General features: G+C 69.6%; 21 protein-coding genes. 11 read left to right on the top strand and 10 right to left on the bottom strand.

Translation table 11 applies throughout. The features are described from left to right. Window positions 1-11: 11 nt before the first annotated feature. Both yfbR and H6A07_RS02465 read right to left on the bottom strand, forming a co-directional pair. Window positions 12-656, bottom strand: coding sequence for a 5'-deoxynucleotidase (yfbR, locus tag H6A07_RS02470; RefSeq protein ID WP_342636540.1), 645 nt, complete (start codon window positions 654-656; stop codon window positions 12-14). Then, on the bottom strand, window positions 656-2,323 hold the full coding sequence (locus H6A07_RS02465) for a putative manganese-dependent inorganic diphosphatase (protein WP_204813070.1): 1,668 nt from the start codon (window positions 2,321-2,323) through the stop codon (window positions 656-658). The genes yfbR and H6A07_RS02465 overlap by 1 nt, the downstream gene beginning before the upstream one ends. 157 nt (window positions 2,324-2,480) lie before the next feature. Here H6A07_RS02465 and ettA point away from each other — a divergent pair, with 157 nt between their 5' ends. From ettA to H6A07_RS02440, 5 genes are all read left to right on the top strand, one after another. Beyond that, complete coding sequence (ettA, locus tag H6A07_RS02460) at window positions 2,481-4,160, top strand: energy-dependent translational throttle protein EttA (RefSeq protein WP_204813068.1); 1,680 nt, start codon at window positions 2,481-2,483, stop codon at window positions 4,158-4,160. A 258-nt stretch (window positions 4,161-4,418) separates the two neighbouring features. Next, a complete protein-coding gene (locus H6A07_RS02455) occupies window positions 4,419-5,387 on the top strand; it encodes an L-lactate dehydrogenase (RefSeq protein WP_204813066.1) in 969 nt (322 codons plus the stop codon). Window positions 5,388-5,542: 155 nt separating this feature from the next. Continuing rightward, complete coding sequence (locus tag H6A07_RS02450; RefSeq protein WP_204813064.1) at window positions 5,543-6,298, top strand: ABC transporter ATP-binding protein; 756 nt, start codon at window positions 5,543-5,545, stop codon at window positions 6,296-6,298. Continuing rightward, on the top strand, window positions 6,298-8,100 hold the full coding sequence (locus H6A07_RS02445) for a putative ABC transporter permease subunit (protein WP_204813062.1): 1,803 nt from the start codon (window positions 6,298-6,300) through the stop codon (window positions 8,098-8,100). Before H6A07_RS02450 ends, H6A07_RS02445 begins: the two co-directional genes overlap by 1 nt. A gap of 89 nt (window positions 8,101-8,189) precedes the next feature. Beyond that, the gene (locus H6A07_RS02440) at window positions 8,190-9,932 is read left to right on the top strand and encodes a Tat pathway signal sequence (protein WP_239471003.1); all 1,743 of its coding nucleotides are present in this window, start codon (window positions 8,190-8,192) and stop codon (window positions 9,930-9,932) included. 12 nt (window positions 9,933-9,944) lie between these two features. On the opposite strand, the gene H6A07_RS02435 is transcribed toward H6A07_RS02440, so the two are convergent. The 3 genes from H6A07_RS02435 to H6A07_RS02425 are packed head-to-tail and all read right to left on the bottom strand — an operon-like array spanning window position 9,945 to window position 13,318. After that, window positions 9,945-10,955 carry an asparaginase gene (locus H6A07_RS02435; RefSeq protein WP_204813059.1) on the bottom strand — a complete coding sequence of 337 codons (1,011 nt, stop codon included), beginning with the start codon at window positions 10,953-10,955 and terminating at the stop codon, window positions 9,945-9,947. Between the two features lie 6 nt (window positions 10,956-10,961). Next, window positions 10,962-11,783, bottom strand: coding sequence for an HAD family hydrolase (locus tag H6A07_RS02430; RefSeq protein ID WP_204813057.1), 822 nt, complete (start codon window positions 11,781-11,783; stop codon window positions 10,962-10,964). Between the two features lie 53 nt (window positions 11,784-11,836). Beyond that, window positions 11,837-13,318: a DUF1846 domain-containing protein gene (locus tag H6A07_RS02425; RefSeq protein ID WP_204813055.1), complete on the bottom strand. Its 1,482-nt coding sequence runs from the start codon at window positions 13,316-13,318 to the stop codon at window positions 11,837-11,839. 209 nt (window positions 13,319-13,527) lie between these two features. Between H6A07_RS02425 and H6A07_RS02420 the strand changes: the two genes are divergently transcribed. From H6A07_RS02420 to H6A07_RS02410, 3 genes are read left to right on the top strand one after another with little or no spacing between them, the layout of a single operon-like run. After that, on the top strand, window positions 13,528-14,949 hold the full coding sequence (locus tag H6A07_RS02420; RefSeq protein ID WP_204813053.1) for an alpha/beta hydrolase-fold protein: 1,422 nt from the start codon (window positions 13,528-13,530) through the stop codon (window positions 14,947-14,949). Continuing rightward, window positions 14,950-16,164, top strand: a complete 1,215-nt coding sequence (locus tag H6A07_RS02415) for an ATP-grasp domain-containing protein (protein WP_204813051.1) — start codon at window positions 14,950-14,952, stop codon at window positions 16,162-16,164. Continuing rightward, window positions 16,154-16,624, top strand: a complete 471-nt coding sequence (locus tag H6A07_RS02410) for a GNAT family N-acetyltransferase (RefSeq protein ID WP_204813049.1) — start codon at window positions 16,154-16,156, stop codon at window positions 16,622-16,624. Before H6A07_RS02415 ends, H6A07_RS02410 begins: the two co-directional genes overlap by 11 nt. Before the next feature lie 230 nt (window positions 16,625-16,854). Here the strand turns inward: H6A07_RS02410 and epsC are convergent, their stop codons facing one another. The 5 genes from epsC to H6A07_RS02385 form a co-directional block, all read right to left on the bottom strand. Further along, window positions 16,855-17,469 carry a serine O-acetyltransferase EpsC gene (gene epsC, locus H6A07_RS02405; RefSeq protein WP_204813047.1) on the bottom strand — a complete coding sequence of 205 codons (615 nt, stop codon included), beginning with the start codon at window positions 17,467-17,469 and terminating at the stop codon, window positions 16,855-16,857. Then, on the bottom strand, window positions 17,469-18,380 hold the full coding sequence (gene cysK, locus H6A07_RS02400) for a cysteine synthase A (RefSeq protein ID WP_204813045.1): 912 nt from the start codon (window positions 18,378-18,380) through the stop codon (window positions 17,469-17,471). The genes epsC and cysK overlap by 1 nt, the downstream gene beginning before the upstream one ends. 111 nt (window positions 18,381-18,491) lie before the next feature. Next, entirely contained in the window at window positions 18,492-18,926 is a 435-nt protein-coding gene (pth2, locus tag H6A07_RS02395) for an aminoacyl-tRNA hydrolase (protein ID WP_204813043.1), read from the bottom strand. 46 nt (window positions 18,927-18,972) lie between these two features. Then, window positions 18,973-20,151: a cation diffusion facilitator family transporter gene (locus H6A07_RS02390; RefSeq protein ID WP_204813041.1), complete on the bottom strand. Its 1,179-nt coding sequence runs from the start codon at window positions 20,149-20,151 to the stop codon at window positions 18,973-18,975. 45 nt (window positions 20,152-20,196) lie between these two features. Then, window positions 20,197-21,294 carry an acyltransferase family protein gene (locus tag H6A07_RS02385; protein ID WP_204813039.1) on the bottom strand — a complete coding sequence of 366 codons (1,098 nt, stop codon included), beginning with the start codon at window positions 21,292-21,294 and terminating at the stop codon, window positions 20,197-20,199. 192 nt (window positions 21,295-21,486) lie between these two features. Between H6A07_RS02385 and H6A07_RS02380 the strand changes: the two genes are divergently transcribed. The 3 genes from H6A07_RS02380 (at window position 21,487) to H6A07_RS02370 (ending at window position 23,967) form a co-directional block, all read left to right on the top strand. Then, window positions 21,487-21,990 carry a prepilin peptidase gene (locus tag H6A07_RS02380; protein WP_204813037.1) on the top strand — a complete coding sequence of 168 codons (504 nt, stop codon included), beginning with the start codon at window positions 21,487-21,489 and terminating at the stop codon, window positions 21,988-21,990. A 220-nt stretch (window positions 21,991-22,210) separates the two neighbouring features. Continuing rightward, entirely contained in the window at window positions 22,211-23,101 is an 891-nt protein-coding gene (locus tag H6A07_RS02375) for an HAD family hydrolase (protein WP_204813035.1), read from the top strand. Continuing rightward, a complete protein-coding gene (locus H6A07_RS02370) occupies window positions 23,098-23,967 on the top strand; it encodes a methylenetetrahydrofolate reductase (protein ID WP_204813032.1) in 870 nt (289 codons plus the stop codon). The genes H6A07_RS02375 and H6A07_RS02370 overlap by 4 nt, the downstream gene beginning before the upstream one ends. Window positions 23,968-23,969 lie beyond the last annotated feature (2 nt).

The raw sequence follows: 23,969 nt of genomic DNA, 5'->3' as shown, positions 1-23,969 counted from the left end.
CTTTTCCACATTCACAGCAGTTCGTCGAGGGTGGCGCCGTAGGAGGGGAAGAACTCCCGCATGAAGTCCGCCACCTCGGGGAGCTCGGCGGCCATCTCGTCGACGGCCGTGCGGCAGCTCTGCTCGGCGCTCCGGAACTCCGTGTTGCCGGCGCGCTCCTCCTCGACGCACTTGGCGAGCGCGGACACCTTGTCCGCCGCCTTCACGAGGCGTCGCAGGTAGCGCTCGTCCTTGTCCGCGTCGTCGGCCGGCCAGAGGACGTCCTCGAGCGCGGGGCGCAGGTCGGCGGGGAGCGTGTCGAGCAGGCGCGTCTCGGCGCTGCGCTCGACGGCCTTGTAGGCGTCGCGGATGGTCCCGTCGTGGTACTTCACCGGCGTGGGCAGGTCGCCCGTGATGATCTCCGAGGCGTCGTGATAGAGCGCCACGAGCGCCGCGCGCTCCGCGTCGAGCGCCCGCCCGTACCGGACGTTGCCGATGACGCAGAGCATGTGCGCGATGAGCGCCACCTCGAGCGAGTGCTCGGAGAGGTTCTCCGCCCGCGAGCTGCGCATGAGCGACCAGCGCTCGATGTATCTCATGCGCGAGAGGATCGCGAGGAAGTGCGACTCCCGCGCCCTTTCCGTGCCGCCTGCGGGCCCCGCGTTCTTCTCGGCCACTAGTCCTGGTCCTCCTGGATGCTCTGGAGCGTTGCCATGAGCGCGGGGATGACCTGCTTCTTGCGGCTCACCACGCCGGGCAGCAGCGCCAGGCCGTCGTGCGGGTCCACGTCGAAGGCGCGCGCGATGATGCCCTCCGCGCCCTCGCCGTACCAGAGAATCTCGCTCGACGAGCTCTTGACGTCGGTGAACAGGTAGAAGACCAGCGGAAGCTCCTCCTCGCGCGCGGCCTCGGCGAGGTAGGGGCCCACGAGGGCCTCCGCGGCCTTGCGGCTCTTCTCGGTCATGTAGCTGCCCTGGCCCACGCCGAACTTGACGTTGCCGCGGGAGAAGACCTTGAAGTCGGCGCCAAAGACCTCCTCGGCCGTGCGCCCGGTGAGGTCGGCGCCCGCCTCGAACATGGCGTCGGCGTAGGAGTCGATGTCCACGTCGGCGATCCGGGCGAGGTCCTCGGCGGCGGCGCGGTCGACCTGCGTGCAGGTGGGGGAGCGGAACGCCAGCGTGTCAGAGAGGATCGCCGAGAGCATGAGGCCGGCGACGTTCCTGGGGATCTCGACGCCGTTCTCGCGATACATCATGTGGACGATGGTGCAGGTGCAGCCCACGGGCATGTTGCGGAAGTAGGCCGGCCCGCTGGTCTCGATCGAGCCGATGCGGTGGTGGTCGATGATCTCCATGATCTCCGCCTGCTCGAGCCCCTCGACGGACTGCGAGCGCTCGTTGTGGTCCACGAGGATGACGTGCTTGCGCTTGGCGGACAGCAGGTTGGGCGAGCTCACGAGGCCCACGTACTTGCTGTTCTCGTCGATGACGGGGAAGAAGCGGTGGCGCGAGCGGGCCATCATCTTGCGCGCGTCGTCGATCGCGGTGTTGACGCTCACCTTGAGGATGCCCTCGGAGAGCATCTTGGCGCGCACCGGGATGGACATCGAGACGAGCCGCGCGGCGGCGTAGGTGTCGTACGGGGTAGTGATAATCGCGCAGCCGTGGCGCTCCGCCGAGGCGATCACGCGGTGCGAGATGTGCGCGCTGCAGCAGATGATGAGGCAGCGCGCCTCGCACTCGACGGCAAACTGCTGGGTCTCGTAGCGGTTGGTGGTGAGCACGATGTCGCCGGGCTCGACGGTGTCCTCCATGAGCTCGGGCGTGGTGCCCACGCGGACGTTGCCGCCGTCGACGCGCGCCGTAGGGTCGCCGAGGATCATCTCGCCCTTGAGCGTGTCGATGATGTTGGCGTAGCAGGTGTGCGACTCGCCGATCACGCTCGTGTCAAAGACGTCCATGTTGGCGTTGGCGATGTCCTTGACGGCGATGAGGCCCTCGAGGTTGTTGTCCTCGTCGGTGACGCAGAGGGTGTCGGTCTTGGCCTCGCGCATGAGGTTCCACGCGGAGAACAGGCTCATCTCGCCGTCGATGCCGCCCTGGCGCTGGATCTCCGTGTCCTTGATCTGCGGGGTCACGGAGGTGATGAGCTGCGGCTCGTCGAAGCCGAAGTGCCGCAGCGCGAACGCGGTCTCGCGGTTGACGGCGCCCGCGCGGCGCGGCTCGTAGATGTTGGTGTGCTCCACCTCGTTCTTGAGGTGGGCGTAGGCGATGGCCGAGCAGATGCTGTCCGTGTCCGGGTGCAGGTGACCGATCACGTTGATCTTGCGGATTCCCTCAGGCATGGGCGCTCCTTGCGAGTGGCTGCGTTGCCTCTGATTGTGCCACGTGCGGCGGACACATTCGTGCAGGCCGTGTGAACTTGCTCAAAAGGGGTCTGACCCCTTTTTGGCAAGTATGATGGGAGGACGAGAAGAACCCCGCGAGAAGGCGAGAGACCCCATGGCAGAGTTCGTGTACCAGCTGATCCGCGCCCGCAAGGCCGTCCACGACAAGGTCATCCTCGACGACGTCACGGTGGGCGTCTACCCCGGCGCCAAGATCGGCGTGGTGGGCCCCAACGGCGCCGGCAAATCCACGCTGCTCAAGGTCATGGCCGGCCTCGAGGACGTCTCCAACGGCGAGGCCATGCTGAGCCCCGGCTACACCGTGGGCATCCTCCAGCAGGAGCCGCCGCTGGACGAGGACAAGACCGTCCGCGAGAACATCGAGCAGGCCTTTGGCGACCTGCTGGCCAAGATCGAGCGCTTCAACCAGGTGAGCGCCGAGATGGCGGACCCGGACGCGGACTTTGACGCCCTGATGGCCGAGATGGGCCAGCTCCAGGACGAGATCGACGCCGCCAACGGCTGGGACCTGGACTCCCAGCTCTCCCAGGCGATGGACGCCCTCCAGTGCCCGGACCCGGACGCGCCCGTCTCCATCCTCTCCGGCGGCGAGCGCCGTCGCGTGGCCCTGTGCCGCCTGCTGCTCGAGGCCCCCGACCTTCTGCTCCTTGACGAGCCGACCAACCACCTGGACGCCGAGTCGGTCCTGTGGCTGGAGCAGTTCCTGCACCGCTACCCCGGCGCCGTCATGGCCGTCACGCACGACCGCTACTTCCTGGACGACGTGGCCGAGTGGATCTGCGAGGTGGACCGCGGCCAGCTCTACCCCTACGAGGGCAACTACTCCACCTACCTGGAGAAGAAGGCCGCGCGCCTGGAGGCCCAGAGCCAGCAGGACGCCCGTCGCGCCAAGAAGATGAAGTCCGAGCTCGCGTGGGTGCGCTCCAGCCCCAAGGCCCGCCAGGCCAAGAACCGCGCCCGCCTCGAGCGCTACGAGCAGATGGAGGCCGAGGCCCGCGCCTCCAAGCGCGTGGACTTCACGGACATCCACATCCCCGTGGGCCCGCGCCTGGGCGCCAAGGTGCTGGAGGCCGAGCACCTCTGCAAGAGCTTCGGCGACCGCGCGCTGATCGACGACCTCAGCTTCTCCCTGCCGCGCAACGGCATCGTGGGCGTGATCGGCCCCAACGGCGTGGGCAAGTCCACGCTGTTCAAGATGATCGTGGGCCAGGAGCAGCCGACGTCGGGCACCCTGACGGTGGGGGAGACCGTGCAGCTCTCCTATGTTGATCAGATGCGCCAGGGCCTGGATGCCGAGAAGACCCTCTGGGAGGTCGTCTCCGACGGCAACGACTACATCCGCGTGGGCGAGACCGAGATCCCGAGCCGCGCCTACGTGGCGGCCTTCGGCTTCAAGGGCTCCGACCAGCAGAAGCGCGCCGGCGTCCTCTCCGGCGGCGAGCGCAACCGCCTGAACCTCGCGCTCACGCTGCGCCAGGGCGGCAACCTGCTGCTCCTGGACGAGCCCACCAACGACCTCGACGTGGAGACCCTGGAGAGCCTGGAGGAGGCGCTCGAGGAGTTCCCCGGCTGCTCCGTGGTGATCTCACACGACCGCTGGTTCCTCGACCGCGTTGCCACGCACATCCTCGCCTGGGAGGGCACGGACGAGAACCCCGGCCGCTGGCACTGGTTCGAGGGCAACTTCGAGGCCTACCAGGCGGACCGCGAGAAGCGCCTCGGCGCGGACGCCGCCAAGCCGCACCGCCTCCACCGCAAGCTCACGCGCGACTAGCGGCGGCGCGACGCGCTCGGCAACTCGTTGGGCCTCCAGTGCCAGAATTGACCCTCTGGCGGCGAGAATCTGGAAGCGGAAGCCCACGCAGTTTGCGAGCGTCTGCGGCGCGCCCGCACTTCTCGGCGAACGGCGTCGTTTTCTCGAAACATTCTCCTCACAGAATGTCCACAGCCGGTTAGAATGAAGGGGCGTCCCCACGGGGCGCCCTTTTTTGTGTGAGAGGCGGCGCTCGGCGCCATGACGATAGGAGCTCGCATGCACGGAGAAGACATCCGCACCCGCAAGGCGGTCATCATCGGCGCCGGTCGCGTCGGCAGCCACGTGGCCCTCTGCCTCATGTTCCAGCACCTCGTGAACGAGATCGTGTTCGTGGACGTCAACAAGGACGCCGCGCGCGCCCAGGCGCTCGACCTCGACGACCTGGCCTCCGGCCTCGGCGACTCCTTCACCATCCGCGTGGGCGACTACGCGGACTGCAAGGACGCCCACTTCGTGATCCTCACCGCCGGCCGCAGCCGCCGCCCCGGCGAGACGCGCCTCCAGATGCTCGACGGCACGATCAAGGTGCTCGACGGCATCGTGGGCCCGCTCAAGGAGTCCGGCTTCCACGGCATCCTGATCAGCGTCTCCAACCCGGCCGACATCGTGGTGGAGTACCTCTACCGCAAGCTCGACCTGCCGCGCAGCCAGGTCTTTGGCACGGGCACCGCGCTCGACTCCGCGCGCCTGCGCCGCGTGCTCTCCGAGACGATCGACGTGGGCAGCCGCCAGATCCAGGCCTTCTGCATGGGCGAGCACGGCGACTCCATGTTCATCCCCACCTCGCGCATCTCCGTCGAGGGCATCGGCCTGCGCGAGTACCTGTCCCTGCGCGACGACGTGGTGGACTCCATCGACTTCGACGACGTGATGCGCCGCGTGCGCGAGTCCGGCGCCGCGATCATCTCCGGCAAGGGCTGCACGGAGTTCGGCATCGCGTCGGTGGTGTCCACGCTCGTGACCTCGATCCTGCACAACGAGAAGCGCGTGGTGCCGCTCTCCGCCCACCTCGACGGCGAGTACGGCGAGTCCGGCATCTCCGCCGGCGTGCCCTGCGTCATCGGCGACACGGGCGTCGACGCCGTCCTGGAGATCGACCTCTCCTACGACGAGCGTCGCGCGATGCGCAAGTCCTGCGCGATCATCCGCGACTACTGCGAGAAGGCCCTCCCGGCCGAGGCGTAGCGCCGGGCGAGAAGAACGTCGACATGGGGGCGGGGCGCGGCGCGGGCTGCCCCCGCCCCCTTCGTGACCAAACCGTAACCCGCCGCTTGTCGGGGGGGGGTTCTCCTGTCGTAGAATGGCGCGCGTGACTGTTTGGCCACGACGACGGGAGACCCATGATCCGGATCGACCACGTTTCCAAGTCCTACGACGGCGGCGCCACCCGCGCGGTGCGCGACCTCTCGCTGGAGATCCGCTCCGGGGAGATCTTCGGCCTGCTCGGCCCCAACGGCGCGGGCAAGTCCACGCTGCTCAACATGCTCGCCGGCGTGCTCGCGCCCACCTCGGGCACGATCGAGCTCGACGGCGTGAACGTGGCCACGGACCCGCTCGCCGCCAAGCGCAACCTCTGCTACGTGAGTGACTCGCCCGATCACCTGCTGCGCCTCAAGGGCCACGAGTTCCTGCGCTTCATCGCGGACGTCTACGAGGTGCCCGAGGACGTGCGCGGCCCGCGCATCGCCGAGCTCGCGCGCGAGTACGGCATGGAGGGCGAGCTGGACAACCAGATCCAGTCCTACTCCCACGGCATGCGCCAGAAGATGATGATCATGGGGGCACTTCTGCCCGACCCGGCCATCTGGATCCTCGACGAGCCGATGACCGGCCTCGACCCCAAGGCGTCGTGGCTGCTCAAGCAGTCCATGCGCCGCCACGCGGACGCGGGCAAGACCGTGCTCTTCTCCACCCACGTGCTCGACGTGGCCGAGAAGGTCGTGGGCCGCGTGGGCGTGATCGCCCACGGCGAGCTGCTGTTCGTTGGCACCGTGGACGAGATGCGCGAGCACTTCCGGATGGGCGGCTCCCTCGAGGAGATGTTCCTCGAGCTCACCTCCGACGAGTCCCCGCTCGCCGCCGGGGAGGGCGCGTGATGGCGCGCGCGACGACGGAGCCCCAGGGCCTCTCCTGGCGTCAGTTCCGCGTGATGCTGCGCGTGATCCGCAAGGGCGAGCAGCACCTGGACCAGACCGGCATGGGCCTCGGCGGCGACGAGACGGGCGAGAAGCGCGGCGGGCTGTGGGGCAGGCTCGGCGCCGGCGCGCGCACGGCCGCGATGGTCCTGCTCCTGCTGTTGGTGGCCGCGATGTTCTTCATGATGGGCTACATGATGGGCGAGCTCGGCACCACGCCGTACGCCGCGTTCAGCCTCTGCGTGGTCTGCCTCGTGGGCCTCACGGTGCTCACGGGCCTCTACCAGGCCGTGAACATCCTCTACTTCGTGCGCGACCTCGGCTACTACCTCACGCTGCCCGTCTCCGCGACCACGATCATGTGGGCCAAGCTGACGCACTTCCTGGGGATGTCGCTGCTCGGCGACCTCATCGTCCTGCCGGTGGGCCTCGGCTGCCTGCTGGCGACCGGCGCCTCCCCGCTCGCGTGGGTCACGATGACGCTCGCCTTCCTGCTGTGCGCCGTGGCGATCAACCTCGCGCTCGTGATCGTGTGCGTGCCCGTGATGCGCTTCTCGCGCCTCGCGCACGACAAGGACCGCTTCTCGCGCGTCTTTGGCGCGGTGGTCGTCGTCTTTGCGCTGGCCGTGGGCGTGGGCAGCCAGTTCGCCCTGCGGGGAGACGGTCTGGCGTCGCTCGCGGCGGGCTCGAGCGACCTGCTCTCGGGCGGCGTCCCTGCGGTCGTAATGGGGCTCCTGTGCCCGCCGTCGCTGCTTGCGCGGCCCGTCGTGGCGGGCGGCGTCCCGGAGGCCGCAGCCGGGCTTCTCGGCATGGTCGCGACCGTGGCCGTCTACGCCGTCATCCTCTCTGCGGTCGCGCGGCGCTGGTACTTCGAGGGCGTGCAGGCGCTCCAGGGCGCGGGCGGCCGGCGCGGCCGCCGGGTGGAGGGCGCCGAGCTCAGGCGGGCCACGCGCACGCGCGGCGCGTTCGCGGCCAACCTCAGCCGCGACTGGAAGACGCTGGTGCGCGTGCCGGTGTTCTTCAACCAGTTCGTCCTGAGCTCGCTGCTCATGCCGCTCTACTTCGTCGTGATCATGGTGGTGGGCGGCGCCATGGGCGTCTCGCAGGCGGCCGACGCGGGCCTCGACCCGGCGACGCTGCTCGAGATGGCGCGCTCGCTGACGGCGGGCCTCACCTTCGACAGCGTGGCGCTCGCGTGGTGCGCCGTGGGCGTGCTCGTCTTTGGCCTCTTCCTGGGCTTCTCGTCCTACTCGTTCACGATGGGCGTGAGCCGCGACGGCGAGGACTTCTTCTTCATGCGCGGCCTGCCCATGGACTGGGGCGCCTACCTCGCCGCCAAGTTCGTGGCCCCGTTCGCGCTCTCCACGGTGCCGATGCTGGTGCTCATCGTGGCGCTTCTGGTGGTGCTGGGCGTGCCCGCCGCCTCGGGCGCCTACCTCGTGGCGGTCTACCTGGGCGCCACCGCCTCGCTCGGGCTGCTCTCGCTCGGGCTCGGCGCGCTCTTCCCGCGTCTCGCGTGGGACAACGAGGCCCAGCTCGTCAAGGGCGGCGGGGCCACGCTGATGGTCTTCGCGGGGCTCGTCGTGGGCGTCGTCGTGATGGCGCTGCCCGCGCTCGCGCTGCTCGCCGGCGCGCTCTGGGAGGTGCTCGCGGTCCCGGTCGCGCTGGCCCTGGCGCTCGCCGTCTTCGTCGCGGAGTGCGCCGGCCTCGCGTGGTGGGTGCTCGGCCCCTGCGCCCGCAGCCTCTCCCGCCGCGAGCGCTGACGTGGAAAAGGGACAGTCCCTTTTCCACATTGCCGTCCGGCGGGTATGAGACAATCGACGTCGGCACAGCATCCCGCGAAAGGACCCCGATGCCCCACAACGGCTTTGACTTCCAGGACCTGTTCGACCGCCTCAATCGGCAGGGCGCGCCCGGCAACATGCCGCGCCCGGGCACCTCGTTCGTGGACCGGCTCGCCTCCTGGGGGCGCCGGGCGCTCGTCATCCTGGCCGTCGTGCTGGTGGTGGCGCTTCTCGCCTGCTACTGGTGGTTCCACCCCTCCCTCAACCTGCAGAGCATGCAGGTGTGGACGTGGATCGTGGGCATCTGCGTCGTGGCGCTTCTGGTCCTGCCCGTGCTGGCGGCGCGCAGCGTCAAGAACGAGCGGCTGTTCCGCCGCCTCATGATCGTGCCGGCCGCGCCGATCGTGGGCTTTCTCGTGGGCCTGCTGCTCTCCCAGCCGTTCTTCCCCGGCAACGCCGAGCGCTACGCGAGCGTGCTCGACACCACCGACGGCGTCTTCGCCGAGGACATCCAGGAGGTCGACTACTCCGAGGTCCCCGTCATCGACCGCGACTCCGCCATCCTTCTGGGCAACCGCGCGATGGGCTCCATCCCGGAGTACGTGAGCCAGTTCGAGATCGCGGACACCTACAGCCAGATCAACTACCAGGGCCGCCCCGTGCGCGTGAGCCCGCTCGTCTACGCGGACCTCTTCAAGTGGTTTGCCAACCGCGACTCGGGCATCCCGGCGTACGTGCTCGTTGACATGGTGACGCAGGAGGCGGAGGTCGTGCGCCTGGACGAGCCGATCATGTACTCCGACTCCGAGCCGCTCGCGCGCAACGTTGACCGTCACACGCAGCTCTCCTATCCCGGTCTCATGTTTGACCAGAAGTCCTTCGAGCTGGACGAGGAGGGCCACCCCTGGTGGGTCTACCCGGTCCAGCGCCGCACGATCGGTACCTTTGGCGGCACGGACATCTACGCCGTGGTGCTCGTGGACGCCTGCACGGGCGAGACGGACTTCTATGCCGTGGAGGAGGTCCCCACGTGGGTGGACCGAGCCTACCCCTCCGACCTGCTGATCGAGCAGTACAACTGGAGCGGCATGTACGAGAACGGCTGGCTCAACTCGTGGCTCGGCCAGGAGGGCGTGGTGCGCACCACGCCGGGCACCAACGGGCAGCTGGGCTACAACTACATCGCGCAGGGCGAGGACATCTACCTCTACACCGGCGTGACCTCCGTGACGGCGGACGACTCGAGCGTGGGCTTCATCCTGGTGAACCAGCGCACCGGAGAGTCGCACTTCTACCCGGTGGCGGGCGCGACGGAGGCCTCGGCCATGGCGAGCGCCGAGGGCCAGCTGCAGAACCTGCGCTACCAGGCCACCTACCCGCTGCTGCTCAACGTGGCCGGCCAGCCCACCTACTTCGTGAGCCTCAAGGACGACGCGGGCCTGGTCAAGATGTTCGCGATGATCAACATCGAGCAGTACCAGAGCGTGGCCACGGGCTCCACGGTCGAGGAGTGCCAGGAGGCCTATCTCGCGCTGCTTGCGGCGGACGGCCTGCTCAGCGAGGAGGAGGCGGAGGCCGCGGGGGCAACGGTGGAGGTGTCCGGCGAGGTGGCCACGATCGCGCAGGCGGTGGTGGACGGCAACTCGCACTTCTACGTGACGCTGGCGGGCGACGCCTCGGGCATGATCTACGACTTCGCCCTACCCGACCTGCTGGAGATCGTGACCTACCAGCCGGGTGACCAGATCGCGTTCCGCTGCGCCGAGAAGAACGAGGAGGCCGCCACCGTCACGGTGACCGAGTTGCTGTAGCGCCGGGCGAGGCTACCGTTGCTGTACGGAGCGGTCGTGGTTGACGGGCTCGTAGAAGAGGCGCGCGACCTCGTCGGGGTCGCGGGTCTGGCCGAGCGTCCACATCGTCTTGGCGACGAGCGCCTCGGTGGTCATGTCGTCGCCGCGCAGGATGCCGCGCCGATCGGCGTAGGCGCGACCGACTTCGTAGACGCCGAGGTCGAGGCCCTCCTCGGGCACCTGCGTGGTCACGACGAGCGTGCGGCCGGACCCCACCCAGTCAAAGATCGCCCGCTGGTAGGCCCCGTCGTAGGCGGGGATGCCGCCGATGCCGAAGGTCTCCAGGATCACGGCGTCGTAGTCGGGCGCCAGCAGCTCGAAGATGGACGGGCGCAGCTCCGGGGTGAGCTTGAGCACGATGACGCGGTCGTCGAGGGCGTCCGTGAAGCGCGGGCGCCGACCGTCCTTCTCGCCCGGCGCCGGGACGGCGGAGCGCACGACGCGGTCGCCGCGCACGTAGGCGAGCGGCGGGAAGTTCATGCTGGTGAACGCATTGAAGCTCATGGTGCGCTGCTTGCGGGCGCGCGTGCCGCAGATGACCTCGCCGCCAAAGACCACGCTCACGTCGCGCGACGCGGGGTCGCAGGCGTAGAGGACGCTGTGGTAGAGGTTGAGCTTGGCGTCGGTGAAGGGGTTGGCCATCGGCTGCTGGGAGCCCGTGAGCACGATGGGCTTCTCGCTGTCCCGGATAAGGTAGGAGAGGGCGGCGGCGGTGTAGGCCATGGTGTCCGTGCCGTGCAGGATCACGAAGCCGTCATAGCGGTCGTAGGCCTCGCGGATCACGGCGGCGATCCGCAGCCAGTCGCGCGGGCGCATGTTGGTGCTGTCGATGTTCAGCGGCTGAACAAAGTCCAGTTCGCAGAGGGTGTCGAGCAGGGGGACGCGCGCGGCGAGCTCGCGGCCGGTGAGGGTGGGCGTGAGGCCGGAGCCCTCGGGCGTGGACGCGATGGTGCCCCCGGTGGCGACGATGAGGATGCGCCCCATGGCGGCCTACCCGGCGAGCAGGTAGCGGCGGATGGCCTCGGCGCAGCCGTCGGCGTCGTTGTCCGCGACCGTGACGTCGGCTGCCTCGAGGACGGCCTCGCGGGAGTTGCCCATCGCGACGCCGAGGCCGGCGGCGCGAATCATCGGCAGGTCGTTGTAGGAGTCGCCGACCGCGATGGTCTGCTCGTGCGGGACGTGCAGCAGGTCGGCGAGGGCGAGCAGGCCCGTGCCCTTGTCGGTGCCGCGCGCGGTGAACTCCAGGCTTGAGATCTCGGCCTTGGCGAGCTCGACGGGCAGGTCCGCCACGCGCTCGATCAGACGCTCGCGGGCCTCGGGGGTGCGGGAGTGGACGATGAACTTGGGGATGCTGATCGAGGGGTCGTCCAGGACGGTCGCGATGTCATCCACGAAGGTGCCGGTCGCGCGATAGAGCTCCCGGTAGGGGCCCATGTTGTAGTCCGCCACGCGGTCGATGAACGAGCGCTGGAAGTAGACGCCGCGCCCGGAGAAGGCCTCGACCATCACGTCCTCGCCCGCGAGCAGCTCGTGGACGCGCGCGACGATCGCGTGGTCGAGGGGACGCTCCTCGAGGAGGCGGCGCTCGGCCAGGTCGTAGACGATGGTGCCGTTGCAGCAGACGGCGTAGCGGACGTCGCGGAAGCCGTCGTTGGCGATCTCGACCATCTTGGGGCAGCGGCCCGTGCAGATCGCCACCGTCTTGCCGGCGGCCATGGCGTCTCGTATGGCGTCCGTCGTGGAGGGCAGGACCCGCTTGTTGGAGTCGAGCAGCGTGCCGTCCATGTCAAAGGCGATGAGCTGGTAGGTCATGCGGGCTCCTTGCACATGGGGGTGACGTCGGGCCGGGGGGCGCGGCGGGCGGCCTAGCGGTGATAGTAGCCGCGACGCTCGTACTTGGGCTCGCAGCAGACGTTGATGCCGAGGTTGCGGTAGGTGCTCTTGTCGGCCTCGGAGAGGATGACCGAGAAGTACGCGTCGCAGCCGGCGAGCTGCTCGAGCGCGTCCACGGTGGCCTCGGCCTGCGCATTCTCCGCCGAGGAGAGCGAGAGCGCGATGAGCATCTCGTCGGAGTGCAGGCGCGGGTTGTGGCTGCGCAGGTGCTCGGTCTTGAGGTGGCAGATCGGCACGAGCGCCTCCTCGCTCACCACGTAGGTCTCCTTGGGGATGCCGGCCATGTGCTTGGCGGCGTTGAGCAGAAGCGACGCCGCGGCGCCCATGAGCTCGGAGGTCTTGCCGGTCACGAGCGCGCCGTCGGGCAACACCATCGCCGCCGCCGGGCCGCCGGTCGCCTCCTCCTTGGCGAGCGCCGCCTGGTGCGCGGGGGAGTGGTCGCAGGTCACGTCCACCTGGCTCATCAGCAGCTCGATCTTGTCGAGCGCCTCCTTGCCCTCACCGGTGCGGCGCAGCTCCTCGGCTGCGGCGAACCAGCGGCGCACGATCTCGTTTCTCGCCGCCTCCTGGCAGACCTCGTCGTCGGAGATGCAGAGTCCCACCATGTTGACGCCCATGTCGGTGGGGGACTGGTAGGGGCTCTCGCCGGCGATCTTCTCCATCATGGCCTTGAGCACGGGGAAGGTCTCCACGTCGCGGTTGTAGTTGACGGTGACCTCGCCGTAGGCCTCCAGGTGCCACGGGTCGATGATGTTGCGGTCGTCGAGGTCGGCGGTCGCGGCCTCGTAGGCCACGTTCACCGGGTGCTTGAGCGGGAGGTTCCACACCGGGAAGGTCTCGTATTTGGCGTAGCCGGCCTGCACGCCGTGCTTGTGCTCGTGGTAGAGCTGGCTGAGGCAGGTGGCGAGCTTGCCCGAGCCCGGGCCGGGGGCCGTTACCACCACGAGCGGGCGCGTGGTTTCGATGTAGTCGTTCTTGCCGAAGCCCTCGTCGGAGACGATGTGGTTCACGTCGGAGGGGTAGCCGTCGATCAGGTAGTGGCGCCACACTGAGACGCCCATCGCCTCGAGGCGGCGCTGGAAGGCCTCGGCGTGCGGCTGGCCGGTGAAGTGCGTGATGCAGATGCCGCCGACCATGAGGTCGCGCGCGCGGAACGAGTCCATGAGGCGCAGCGCGTCCTCCTCGTAGGTGATGCCGATGTCGGAGCGGCGCTTGGCGTTCTCGATGTTGTCCGCGTTGATGACGATGATGGCCTCGACGTCGTCCTTGAGGCTCTCGAGCATGCGGATCTTGGAGTCGGGCGCAAAGCCGGGAAGGACGCGGCTCGCGTGGTAGTCGTCAAAGAGCTTGCCGCCGAACTCGAGGTAGAGCTTGCCGCCGAACTGCCCGATGCGCTTGCGGATCTTCTCCGCCTGAAGAGCGATGTACTTGTCGTTGTCAAAGCCGATGCGCATGGGGCCCCTTCCCTCAAAGTCTCACGATAGGAAAGGGTATCACGAGCCCCGCCCGCCGCCGCGCCACAAACTGCGGCCCCACGGGGCCCCGACATGGCGGAAGTTTCCGATTTGTGTCACCCTTACACAGGCAAAACATGCGTCCCGGGCGCGAGCGGTATCATGACTGATGCGCATTCGGGGACATGATCCAACCTTTTGGGGGAAACATGGACAAGAAGAACATCATGTGCACGAGCAGCATCCTCGGCCGCGACCTGCACGTTATCTCCTACGGCAAGAAGGGCCTGCCCGTCGTGGTCTTCCCGACGCAGGGTCAGGCGCCCGAGAGCCTGGAGGAGGTCGGCGTCATCGACGAGCTGGCCGACTACCTGGACTCCGGCACCATCCAGCTCTTCTGCACCGAGACCATCGACGACGAGTCCTGGGGCGGCACCGGCGACGCCGCCGAGCGCGCCCAGCGCCAGGAGACCTACTACCACTACGTGGTCGACGAGCTCGTGCCGCTCGTGGCCAAGATGGGCAAGACCAAGGCGCGCCCGCTGGCCCTCGGCTTCGACGCCGGCGCCACGCAGGCCTCCGTCGTGGCGCTGCGCCGCCCGGACCTCTTCCAGGGCTGCGTCTGCCTCTCCGGCTGCTACGACGCCCGTCGCTACTTCGGCGACTGGATGGACGCCACGCTCTACGACAACACCCCCTGCGCGTTCCTGTCGCAGATGCCCGTCGACCACCCGTACGTGGCCGTCTACAACCAGCGCCAGCTGCTGTTCTGCACCGGCCAGGAGGGCTCCGAGGCCGACGCGCTGCGCTCCACGCGCGCGCTGGGCGAGCAGTTCGCGCGCCTCGGCGTGGACGTCTGGTGCGACTACTGGGGCGCGGACGTGACGCACACCTGGTTCTGGTGGAAGAAGCAGCTGCGCTACTTCCTGCCGATCGTGCTCGCCGACGTGGAGAAGACCACGGCGGCCGAGAAGCCCGCCCCCAAGAAGCGCGCGACCACCCGCAAGAAGACGATTGCGACTGCTGCCGCGAAGAAGCCGGCCGCGACCAAGACGGCCGCCAAGAAGGCCGAGAAGGACGCGGACGCCGAGAAGGACGTCGCGCCGAAGGCCGCTGCCGCCAAGAAGCCGGCCGCGACCAAGACGGCCGCGAAGCCCGCTGCGACCACGGCCCCTGCCGCGAAGCCTGCCGAGACCAAGGCCACTGCCGCGAAGCCGGCCGCCGAGGAGAAGAAGCCGGCCGCCAAGAAGGCGACGACGGCCCCGAAGGCCGCCGCCAAGAAGCCAGCTGCGACCAAGGCCGCGACCCCGGCCAAGGTGGAGAAGCCGGCCGTCCCGGCCAAGGCCGAGAAGCCCGCGACGCCCGCCAAGGCCACCAAGGCCGCGGTTCCCGCCAAGGCCGTGAAGGCCGCCGCCCCGGCCAAGGCTACCAAGGCAGCGACGCCGGCCAAGGCCGAGAAGCCCGCCGCTCCCGCCAAGGCCCCGGCCGCCAAGAAGCCGGCCTCGACCAAGGCTGCCGCGACCAAGCCCGCGACCAAGCCCGCCGCCGAGAAGAAGCCCGCTGCCGCCGCCAAGCCCGCGACGACCAAGCCCGCCGCCAAGCCCGCGACCAAGGCCAAGAGCGCCAAGTAAATGAACTTCGTCTTCGTCTCGCCGCAGTTCCCGCATGTCTACTGGCAGTTCTGCGTGGCATTGCGGCGAGACGGCGCGCGCGTCCTCGGCATCGGCGACACGCCGTACGACGCGCTCGCGCCCGAGCTGCGTGACTCCCTCGACGAGTACTACTGGGTCCACGACCTCGAGGACTACGACGAGGTCTATCGTGCCGTCGCGTACTTCTCGTTCCACTACGGCAAGCCGGACTGGATCGAGTCGAACAACGAGCACTGGCTTCCGCTCGACGCCCGCCTGCGCGAGGACTTCAACGTCGCGCACGGCCCCCGGCCGGACACCGTCGCGCGCTGGCAGAGCAAGGCCGCCCAGAAGCCCCTCTACGCCGCCGCCGGCGTCCCCACGGCGCGCCAGACCTGCCTCACCACCTTTGACGAGACCCGCTGGTTCATCGGCGAGATGGGCCACTACCCCGTCTTCGCCAAGCCCGAGGTGGGCGTCGGCGCGGGCGGGACGCGCGTCCTCGCCTCTGACGCCGACCTGCGCGCGCTTCTCGCCGACCACGGCGACGTGCCCTACGTCATCGAGCAGCTCGTCCACGGGAGCATCTGCTCCTGGGACGCCGTGCTGGACAGCCGGGGGGAGCCGCTCTTTGAGAACCAGGAGGAGTTCCCGCCGTCGATGGCCGACGTCGTCTACGGCGGGCTCGACCTCGCGTATCGCTCGTGCCCGACCGTGGACCCCGAGCTCGCGCGCCTGGGGCGGGCCACGGTGCGCGCCTTCGGCCTCACGAGCCGCTTCGTCCACCTCGAGTTCTTCCGGCTGGACCGCGACCACCCGGGCCTCGGCGCCGCCGGCGACTACGTGGGCCTCGAGGTCAACGTGCGCCCGCCCGGCGGGACCACGCCGGAGATGATGGACTACGCGCACGGCGTGAACGTCTATCAGATCTGGGCCGACATGATTTGCTTTGACGAGCGTCGCGTGGAGGGCTGCGGCACGGACGCGTTCTGCGTGTATGCGAGCCGTCGGGACGCACATCGCTACGCGCACTCCCACGAGGAGGTGCTTACGCGCTTTGCCGACGCGATCGTCGCGCACGGGCGCGTGCCCGACGCGCTCTCCGACGACATGGGAAACTATCAGTACACGGCGCGCCTCGAGACGAGCGAGGCGGCGGACGAGTTCGTGGCGTACGTCCACGAGAGGGAGCGTGAGGAGACGGATGCAGATTAGACGGGCGGCCGAGAAGGACCTCGAGGGCGTGCGCAACCTGCTGAGCCAGGTGCTCGAGGTGCACGCGGCGGGGAGGTCGGACATCTTCCGCTCCGGGACGCGCAAGTACACCGACGAGGAGCTGCTCGCCCTGTTTGCGGACGACGCGCACCCCGTGTTCGTGGCCGTGGACGACGACGGGACCGTGCTCGGCCACGCCTTCTGCGAGGTCCAGGACTATCGGGAGTCCAACAGCTGGCAGCCCATCGTGAGCCTCTACATCGACGACATCTGCGTCGACGAGACCCATCGCGGGCGGCACGTCGCCACCGCCCTCTACCGGTACGTGCTCGACTTCGCGCGCGGGCTGGGCTGCCACAACGTGACGCTCAACGTCTGGGAGTGCAACCCCGGCGCCCGCGCGTTCTACGACGCGATGGGCATGACCCCGCTCAAGACCTGCCTCGAGCAGGTATTGTAGGCTACCGTTGCACAAGACTGCCGACTTGGCAGAGGATGGCGTTGCGGCGCGTACGAATTGGCCGACTTGGCAGGAAATCCCGTGCCAAGTCGGCCCTTTTATGCGGCAAGCGAGAAGAACGCCCAGTTGGTGGTTCTTCTCGCTCTGCCAAGTTGGCATCTTTTTGCGTCAGCGCGGTTGAATCTCTGCCAAGTCGGCCTGTTTGAGCACGGGGCATGGGCCGGCAGAGCCTACGACTCCATGAGCCAGCTCTTGCCAAAGTCGTCGGTGACGCAGACGACGTCGTTGACGAGGGGGCAGGCGCGGGTGCGCACGACGCGCGCCGGGTTGCCCACGACGGTGACGTTGGCGGGGACGTCGTCGACGACGACCGAGCCTGCGCCGACGCGGGCGTTGTCGCCGACGGTGATGGCGCCGAGCAGGATGGAGCCGGCGCCCACGAGCACGCCGTTGCCGAGCGTGGGGTGGCGCTTGCCGCCGTGCTTGCCGGTCATGCCGAGCGTGGCCCCCTGGTACATGAGGCAGTCGTCGCCGATGACGGCCGTGCCGCCGATGACCACGCCGATCCCGTGGTCCACGGTGAAGCGTCGGCCGATTCTCGCGGCGGGGTGGATGTCGGCGCCGTACCTGACGCGCGAGCGCCTGGCGAGCCACAGGGCGAGCGTCCGGTGACCGCGCTCGTAGAGCCAGTGCTGCCGGCGATAGGCGCGCACGATGCGAAAGCCCACCGAGAAGCGCGTGACGTCCTCGACGGAGTCGGCGGAGGGGTCGCGCGCGAAGGCGGCCCGCGCGTCCTCGCGAACGAGCGCGCGGAGCTGCGACCAGCTGGTCTTCTCGCCCGCCATCACGCCTCCACGGAGAGGTAGCGCTCGCCGGTGTCGGGAAGCACAGCGACGACGGTCTTGCCCGCAAGCTCCGGGCGCGCGGCGAGCCGGAGCGCTGCAGCCACGGCGGCACCCGAGGAGATGCCCACGAGCAGGCCCAGCTCGCGTTCGAGGCGGCGCCAGGTGGCGAGCGCGTCGGCGGAGCTCACGGGGACGATCTCGTCCACGAGGGAGCGGTCGAAGTTGCCGGGGACGAAGTTGGCGCCGATGCCCTGGATCGCGTGCGGCCCGGCCGCGCCGCCGGCGAGGACCTGCGACTCGGCGGGCTCCACCGCGACGGCACGAACCTGCGGGTTTAGCTCCTTGAGGTAGCGGGCGGAGCCGCAGAGCGTGCCGCCCGTGCCCACGCCGGCCACGAGCACGTCCACGGCGCCGTCGGTGTCCGCCCAGATCTCCGGGCCGGTGGTCTCGTAGTGGGCCTGCGGGTTGGCGGGGTTGTCAAACTGTCCGGCGATGATGGAGTTGGGGGTGGTCGCGGCCAGCTCCTCGGCGCGCGCGACGGCGCCGGCCATGCCCTCGGCGCCCGGCGTGAGCTCGATGCGCGCGCCGTAGGCGGCCGCGAGGGCGCGGCGCTCCACGCTCATGGTGTCGGGCATCGTGAGGACGAGCCGGTAGCCACGCGCGGCGGCGACCATCGCGAGGCCGACTCCGGTGTTGCCGCTCGTGGGCTCGATGATGGTGCCGCCGGGGGAGAGGCGCCCGGTGCGCTCGGCGTCATCGACCATCGCGCGGGCCACGCGGTCCTTGGCCGAGCCGCCAGGGTTGGCGGCCTCGAGCTTGCCCAGGACGCGGGCCGTCCCGCCGGCCAGCGGCGAGAGGTCCACGAGGGGCGTCGATCCAATGAGATCCTCAACGGTGCGTGCGACGCGCATGGTGCCTCCTTGTTCGGGTGGCCCAAGCGTGCCACGCATAAACCCACCCTACAAGTAGGAATTACGGACCGGAAACATTGCCTAAAAGGGGTCAGACCCCTTTTAGGCAACTCAGTAGAGCGGCAGGTCGCCGGTCAGCGGGTCGACCTTCTCGGCGGGAAGCGGCTCGAAGGCGAGGCAGGTGTAGGTGGGCTCGCCGTGAAACTCGGTGTGGCCGGCGTCGCGGACGAGCGCCACGCAAAAGCCCAGCTCGCGGCCGCGCGCCGCGAGGTCGAGCAGCTCCTCCTCGGAGTCCACGTAGACGCACACCTTGGCCACGCCCGCGTCGAACCAGTCCGTGAGCGGTGTGACGTCGTCCTCGTCGTGCTCGACCCAGGCCCAGCCGTCGCTCGCACGCAGGTCAGCGCCGCGCCCCTCGCGCACGAGGGCCATGAGCACGGCCTCCACGCACGCGTGACCGGCCTGTGCGGCGATCTTGCCCTTGCGCATCTTGAGGTCGCGGCGCATGACGATCATCTGCTTGGCGCGGTAGCTGCTGGAAGGCATGTCACTCCAATCTGGGATGTGGAAAGGAGACAGTCCCTTTTCCACATCACTGGCGGGGGGAGACGTAGGAGTCGTCGATCGTGATCTTGCAGATGGCGCGCGGGTAGCGCTCCCGCACGAGGGCGGAGATCTTCTCGCGCAGCTCGGCGGCCGAGAGCGCGCAGCCGGCCGGCCTCACGCAGTCAAAGATCACGTTGGTGTGCGTGGGTCCGGGCACGCAGCGCAGGTCGTGGATCGAGAGGCGCTCGTCGATGCCCTTCACCGCGAGGTCGATCCAGTGGCGCATGTCGCGGACCTGGGGGTCGTCGGTGACGATGGGGTCGTAGTGCAGCGTCATGATCAGGCCCTCGTCCACCTTGAAGTCCTGCTCGATGTTGTCGAGAAGGTCGTGCTGCGCCAAAGGGTCGCCCTCGGCGGCCATCTCCACGTGCGCGCTCGCGAACTGCCGGCCGGGGCCGTAGTCGTGGATCATGAGGTCGTGCGTGCCCAGCACGCCCGGGTAGCCCATGATGCGCGCGCGGATGTGCTCCACGTAGGCCGGGTCGGGCACGCGGCCCAGAAGCGGGCTCACGGCCTCGCGCACGAGCTCGACGCCGCTCCAGCAGATGAAGCCTCCCACGGCCAGGCCCGCCCAGCCGTCGAGGTCAAAGCCGGAGAGCTGCGAGACCACCGCCGAGGCCAGGACCGCCGCCGTGGATATGACATCGTTGCGCGAGTCCACCGCAGTGGCCGCGAGGGTTTCGGAGTCGATCGCGCGCCCCAGGCGCCGGTTGAAGGCCGCCATCCACAGCTTCACGAGCATGGAGGCCACGAGCACGACGACCACGGCCGGGCCGAACTCGGTGGGCTCGGGGTGGGCGATCTTGTCGGCCGAGGAGCCCAGCAGGTTGAGGCCGATTGCGCACACGAGCACCGCCACCACGAGGCCGGCCAGGTACTCGTAGCGGCCGTGGCCGTAGGGGTGCTCCTCGTCGGCGGGGCGGCTGGCCAGCTTGAAGCCCAGCAGGCTCACCACGTTGCTGGAGGCGTCGGAGAGGTTGTTCACGGCGTCCGCCACGATGGAGACCGAGCCGGCGAGCAGGCCCACCGCGCCCTTCCCCAGGCAGAGCGCCACGTTGCACACGATGCACGTCACGCTCGCAAGCAGCCCGTAGCGCGTGCGGACCGCAGGGTCGGACGTGTCGTCCGCGTTCGGGACGAACGTTCTCACGAGCCAGTTGGTCATCTGATATGCCCCCTCACGTTGCAGCGTGAAGAAGTATACCCACTCTCAGGAGAGGCGGGCCAGGCGCAGGAGGGGAAGGCGCACGAGCTGGTCGAGGGCAAGGAGCAGGGCGAGAAGGGCGACGCTCCCCGCGAGCCCCGTCGCGAGCAGGGCCGCCTCGCCGGACGCGAGTGCGGAGGCGCACAGGTCCGTGACGGCGGGGCGCCAGAGCGGGGAGAACATCGACTGCGCGACGTAGAAGCCGAGGATGGAGCGGGCGAGGGCGCGGCAGGTGCCGGAGACGCGCGGGGGCCAGTCCCGCCGCGGCTCGCGGGCGGCGCGCGCGAGCGAGGCGGCGGCGAGCGCGAACGAGAGGGCGGAGGTCGACTTGAAGGAGAGGGCCTTGATCAGGTCGGTGGCGCCGGCGAGCCCGGCGGCCCCCTCGACCGCCGCCGCGACGAGGGCGAGCGGGACGAGCAGGCGCCCGGCGCGGTCCCGCAGGGCCGGGGCGTCGGCGAGCGCGCCGCCGACGAGGAAGGACGTGAGGTAGCTCGCCGCGCTCATGAGCTTGCGCCACTCGAGCAGGCCGCGTTCGTCGCTTCCGGGGGAGACGAAGGCGATGTAGGCGTTGACGAGAAGAACGGCGACCACGAGCGCGCAGACGACGGCGCACGGGCGGCGCGTCCGCGCCCAGACGAGCCCGATCAGCGGCGTCACGACGACCGTTGCCAGGTAGACCCAGACGAACTCGAGGCCGCCCACGAGCCAGCCGGCCTCGTGGACGGAGACGCCGGGCATCGGGACCACCCACGCGCTCACGCCAAGCGCGATCGCCGCGTAGACGGCCACCGTTGCCAGGATGGGCAGCGCCCGGCGCGCTATCGCACGTGCCTGGGCGCGCCAGGGCTCGCGCTCCCGGGCGGAGCGGACCGCGCGTGGGACGAGGAAGTATCCCGAGATGAGGAAGAAGACGTGGTTTCCGTAGGCGCCGAGCAGGCTCACGAGGCCGAGGGTCGCACGCAGCGCGGGGGACGCGTCCCACGTGCCGTCGACCATCGCGTCAAACCAGGGCTGAAACGTGTGAAAGACCGCGATGCCGAGAATGGCGACGAGGCGCAGCGCCTCGATGCGGGGATTGCGGGGCCGTGCGCCTCTCTCGCTCATGTCATCCTCTCGTCGCGTTCGCGCCCCAGTATACGCCGCTCGCCGAGACTCCGGGAATCCTCCGCAGGCGGGCGCCTCCGTTCGCGCAGGTGGGACACGGTCCGGCGGGCTCCCGTTGCAAGCCCTCCGTTTTCTAGAAGCGGGCGCCGGGGCGCGTCCCTACAATTCCGCGCAAGGAAAGGGGGACGAGACATGGTGGAGTTCGTCGTCACGACGGCCTGCGCGGGCGTGCTCGCCGCCGCGCTCGGGGTTGCGGCGGCGACCGACCTGAGCTGCAGGATCGTGCCCAACGGATGCGCCCTTGCGGTGGCGCTCTCCGGCCTGGTGCGCGCCCTCGCGCGTATCCTCGCGGGCACGGGCGGGGCGGCACCGCTTCTGCGCGCGGCGGGCGGCGGGGCGCTCGTCCTTCTCGTCATGCTTGCGGCGGCAGCGCTCTCGGGACGGCACGGGCGCGAGCCGGGTGTGGGCGGGGGAGACGTCAAGCTCCTCTCTGCGGTCGGCGTGTGGACGGGCCCGGTCGGGGGCCTTCTGGCGGTCGGACTGTCGTGTCTGGTGGGCGTCGTCGGGTGGGCGGTCTCGGCGCCGCTGCGCCGCCGACGACGGGCCGCCACGGGCGCGATACCGCTCGCCCCCGCCGTCGCGGTGGTGACGATGCCCCTCGTCCTCGCGGGGCTCCCCGTCGCGGCGACCCTCTGAGGTGTCGGCGCTACCGTCCGCGACTTTCTGTGCTACGCTCTCGCCGGAGCGGGTTATACCTAGAAATGGCCGCATGTCGAGCCCCCAACACCGGCGTGCGGCGTTTTCGGGCGCGGCGGCCCCCGACCGTCGCGCCTGCGCCTTCCCGGCGGCTGCGCGCGGGAGTCGCGAGGCGCTCTGACTCGCGGCCCGCCGCAGCCGTACCAGGGAGGGAACGCCCATGATTCGCCTTGTGCTCAGCGACCTCGACGCGACGCTCATCTGGCGGGACGACCACGTGATAACCCCCTTCGCCCTCGAGGCGATCCGCGCGCTGCGCGCGGCGGGCGTCCACTTCGCGCCCTGCACGGGGCGCATCTACCGGGACCTCCCCCACATGTTCGCCGGCGACGAGCAGGCCTGCTCCACCGCCGTGACGAGCAACGGGCAGCTCGTCTACCTGGACGGCGAGCTCGTCGAGCGCGTCGCGATCGACCACGGGGAGCTCGTGGGCGTGGCCGGGGAGCTCTCCGGGATCGCCGACGCCTACCTCGTCGTCGAGTACGGGGGCGAGAAGGTCGCGGTGGGCGCGGAGCTCTCCTTCGTGGTGGCGCACCCGGACAACTTCTGGCGGGTCGAGACCGCGGTCCCGGAGGTGCCCGAGGAGCCCTGCTACAAGGCGAACGTCCGCGTGGTGGGGAGCTTCGAGCGCTGCCAGGAGGTGGCCGCCCTTCTCGCCGCGCGCCGCCCCGCGCTCGACTTCGTGTGCCCGATGCCCGGCACGCCCCACATCGACATCACGCCGCACGGTTTTGGCAAGGACCACGGCGGCGACTTCCTCATGGAGCGGCTGGGCCTCGCGCCCGAGGAGGTCTGCTGCTTCGGCGACGCCGAGAACGACCTCGCCGTGCTGCGGCACTACGAGAACTCGGTCGCCGTGGCCAACGCGGTGCCCGCGGTGCGGGAGTGCGCCCGCTACCACATCGGCCCCGCCGACCGGGACTCTGTTGCGCGCGCGTTTCTCGACATCGCCGAGGCGACCGCTGCGGGCCGCCTGCCGTCGTTCATGTGTGACAATAGGGGTCCCAATTACGTTCCACGATCGACGCGTCACGGAGGGGACGAGGCATGAGGATCGCTGACAAGCTCGCCGCGCGACAGACCTTCTCGTTCGAGATCTTCCCGCCGAAGGGGGACCTGCCGCTCGAGGAGGCGTACGCCATCGCGGGCGAGATGGCGGCCGACCGCCCGGACTGGATCTCCGTCACCTACTCCGCCGGCGGCTCGGGCAACTCCGCCAACACCGTGCCCATCGCCGCCTCCATCGAGCGCGACCTCGGCGTCACCGCCCTCGCGCACCTCACCTGCCTGGGCTCCGTGCGCGCGGACGTGGACGCCTACGTGGCCCGGCTCGCCGAGGCGGGCGTGGAGAACGTGCTCGCACTGCGCGGGGACCGCGCCCCCGGGCTCGAGGCCCGCGACTTCTCCCACGCCTCCGACCTCATCGCCTACCTGCGCTCGAGCGGCGCGGACCTGTGCATCGGCGCCGCCTGCTACCCGGAGGGCCACGTCGAGTCCCCGAGCGAGCGGGAGAGCTTCGAGAGCCTCTACAAGAAGCAGGAGGCCGGCGCGGACTACCTGGTCTCCCAGCTCTTCTTTGACAACGAGGACTTCTACCGCTTCCGCGAGAAGTGCCTGCGCCACCGCGTGCGCCTGCCCGTCGTGGCGGGCATCATGCCGTTCACGAGCGTCAAGCAGATCCAGCGCATGGCGTTCACCTGCGGCGCGTCCATCCCCGCCAAGGTCGTGAAGCGCCTCGTCCTCGCCGGGGACGACCCGGCCGACCAGGCCCGCGCCGGCGTGGAGTACGCCTGCGAGCAGCTCGCCGACCTCGCCGCCAACGGCGTGGACGGCCTGCACGTCTACAGCATGAACAAGCCGGCCGTCGCGCACGCCGCCCGCAAGGCGCTTCTCGCCTGCGGGTACCTGGGGGCCTAGCG

Source organism: Olsenella uli (assembly GCF_016899935.1).
GTDB classification, from domain to species: domain Bacteria; phylum Actinomycetota; class Coriobacteriia; order Coriobacteriales; family Atopobiaceae; genus Thermophilibacter; species Thermophilibacter uli_B.
This window is presented reverse-complemented; position numbering and strand designations above follow the sequence as displayed.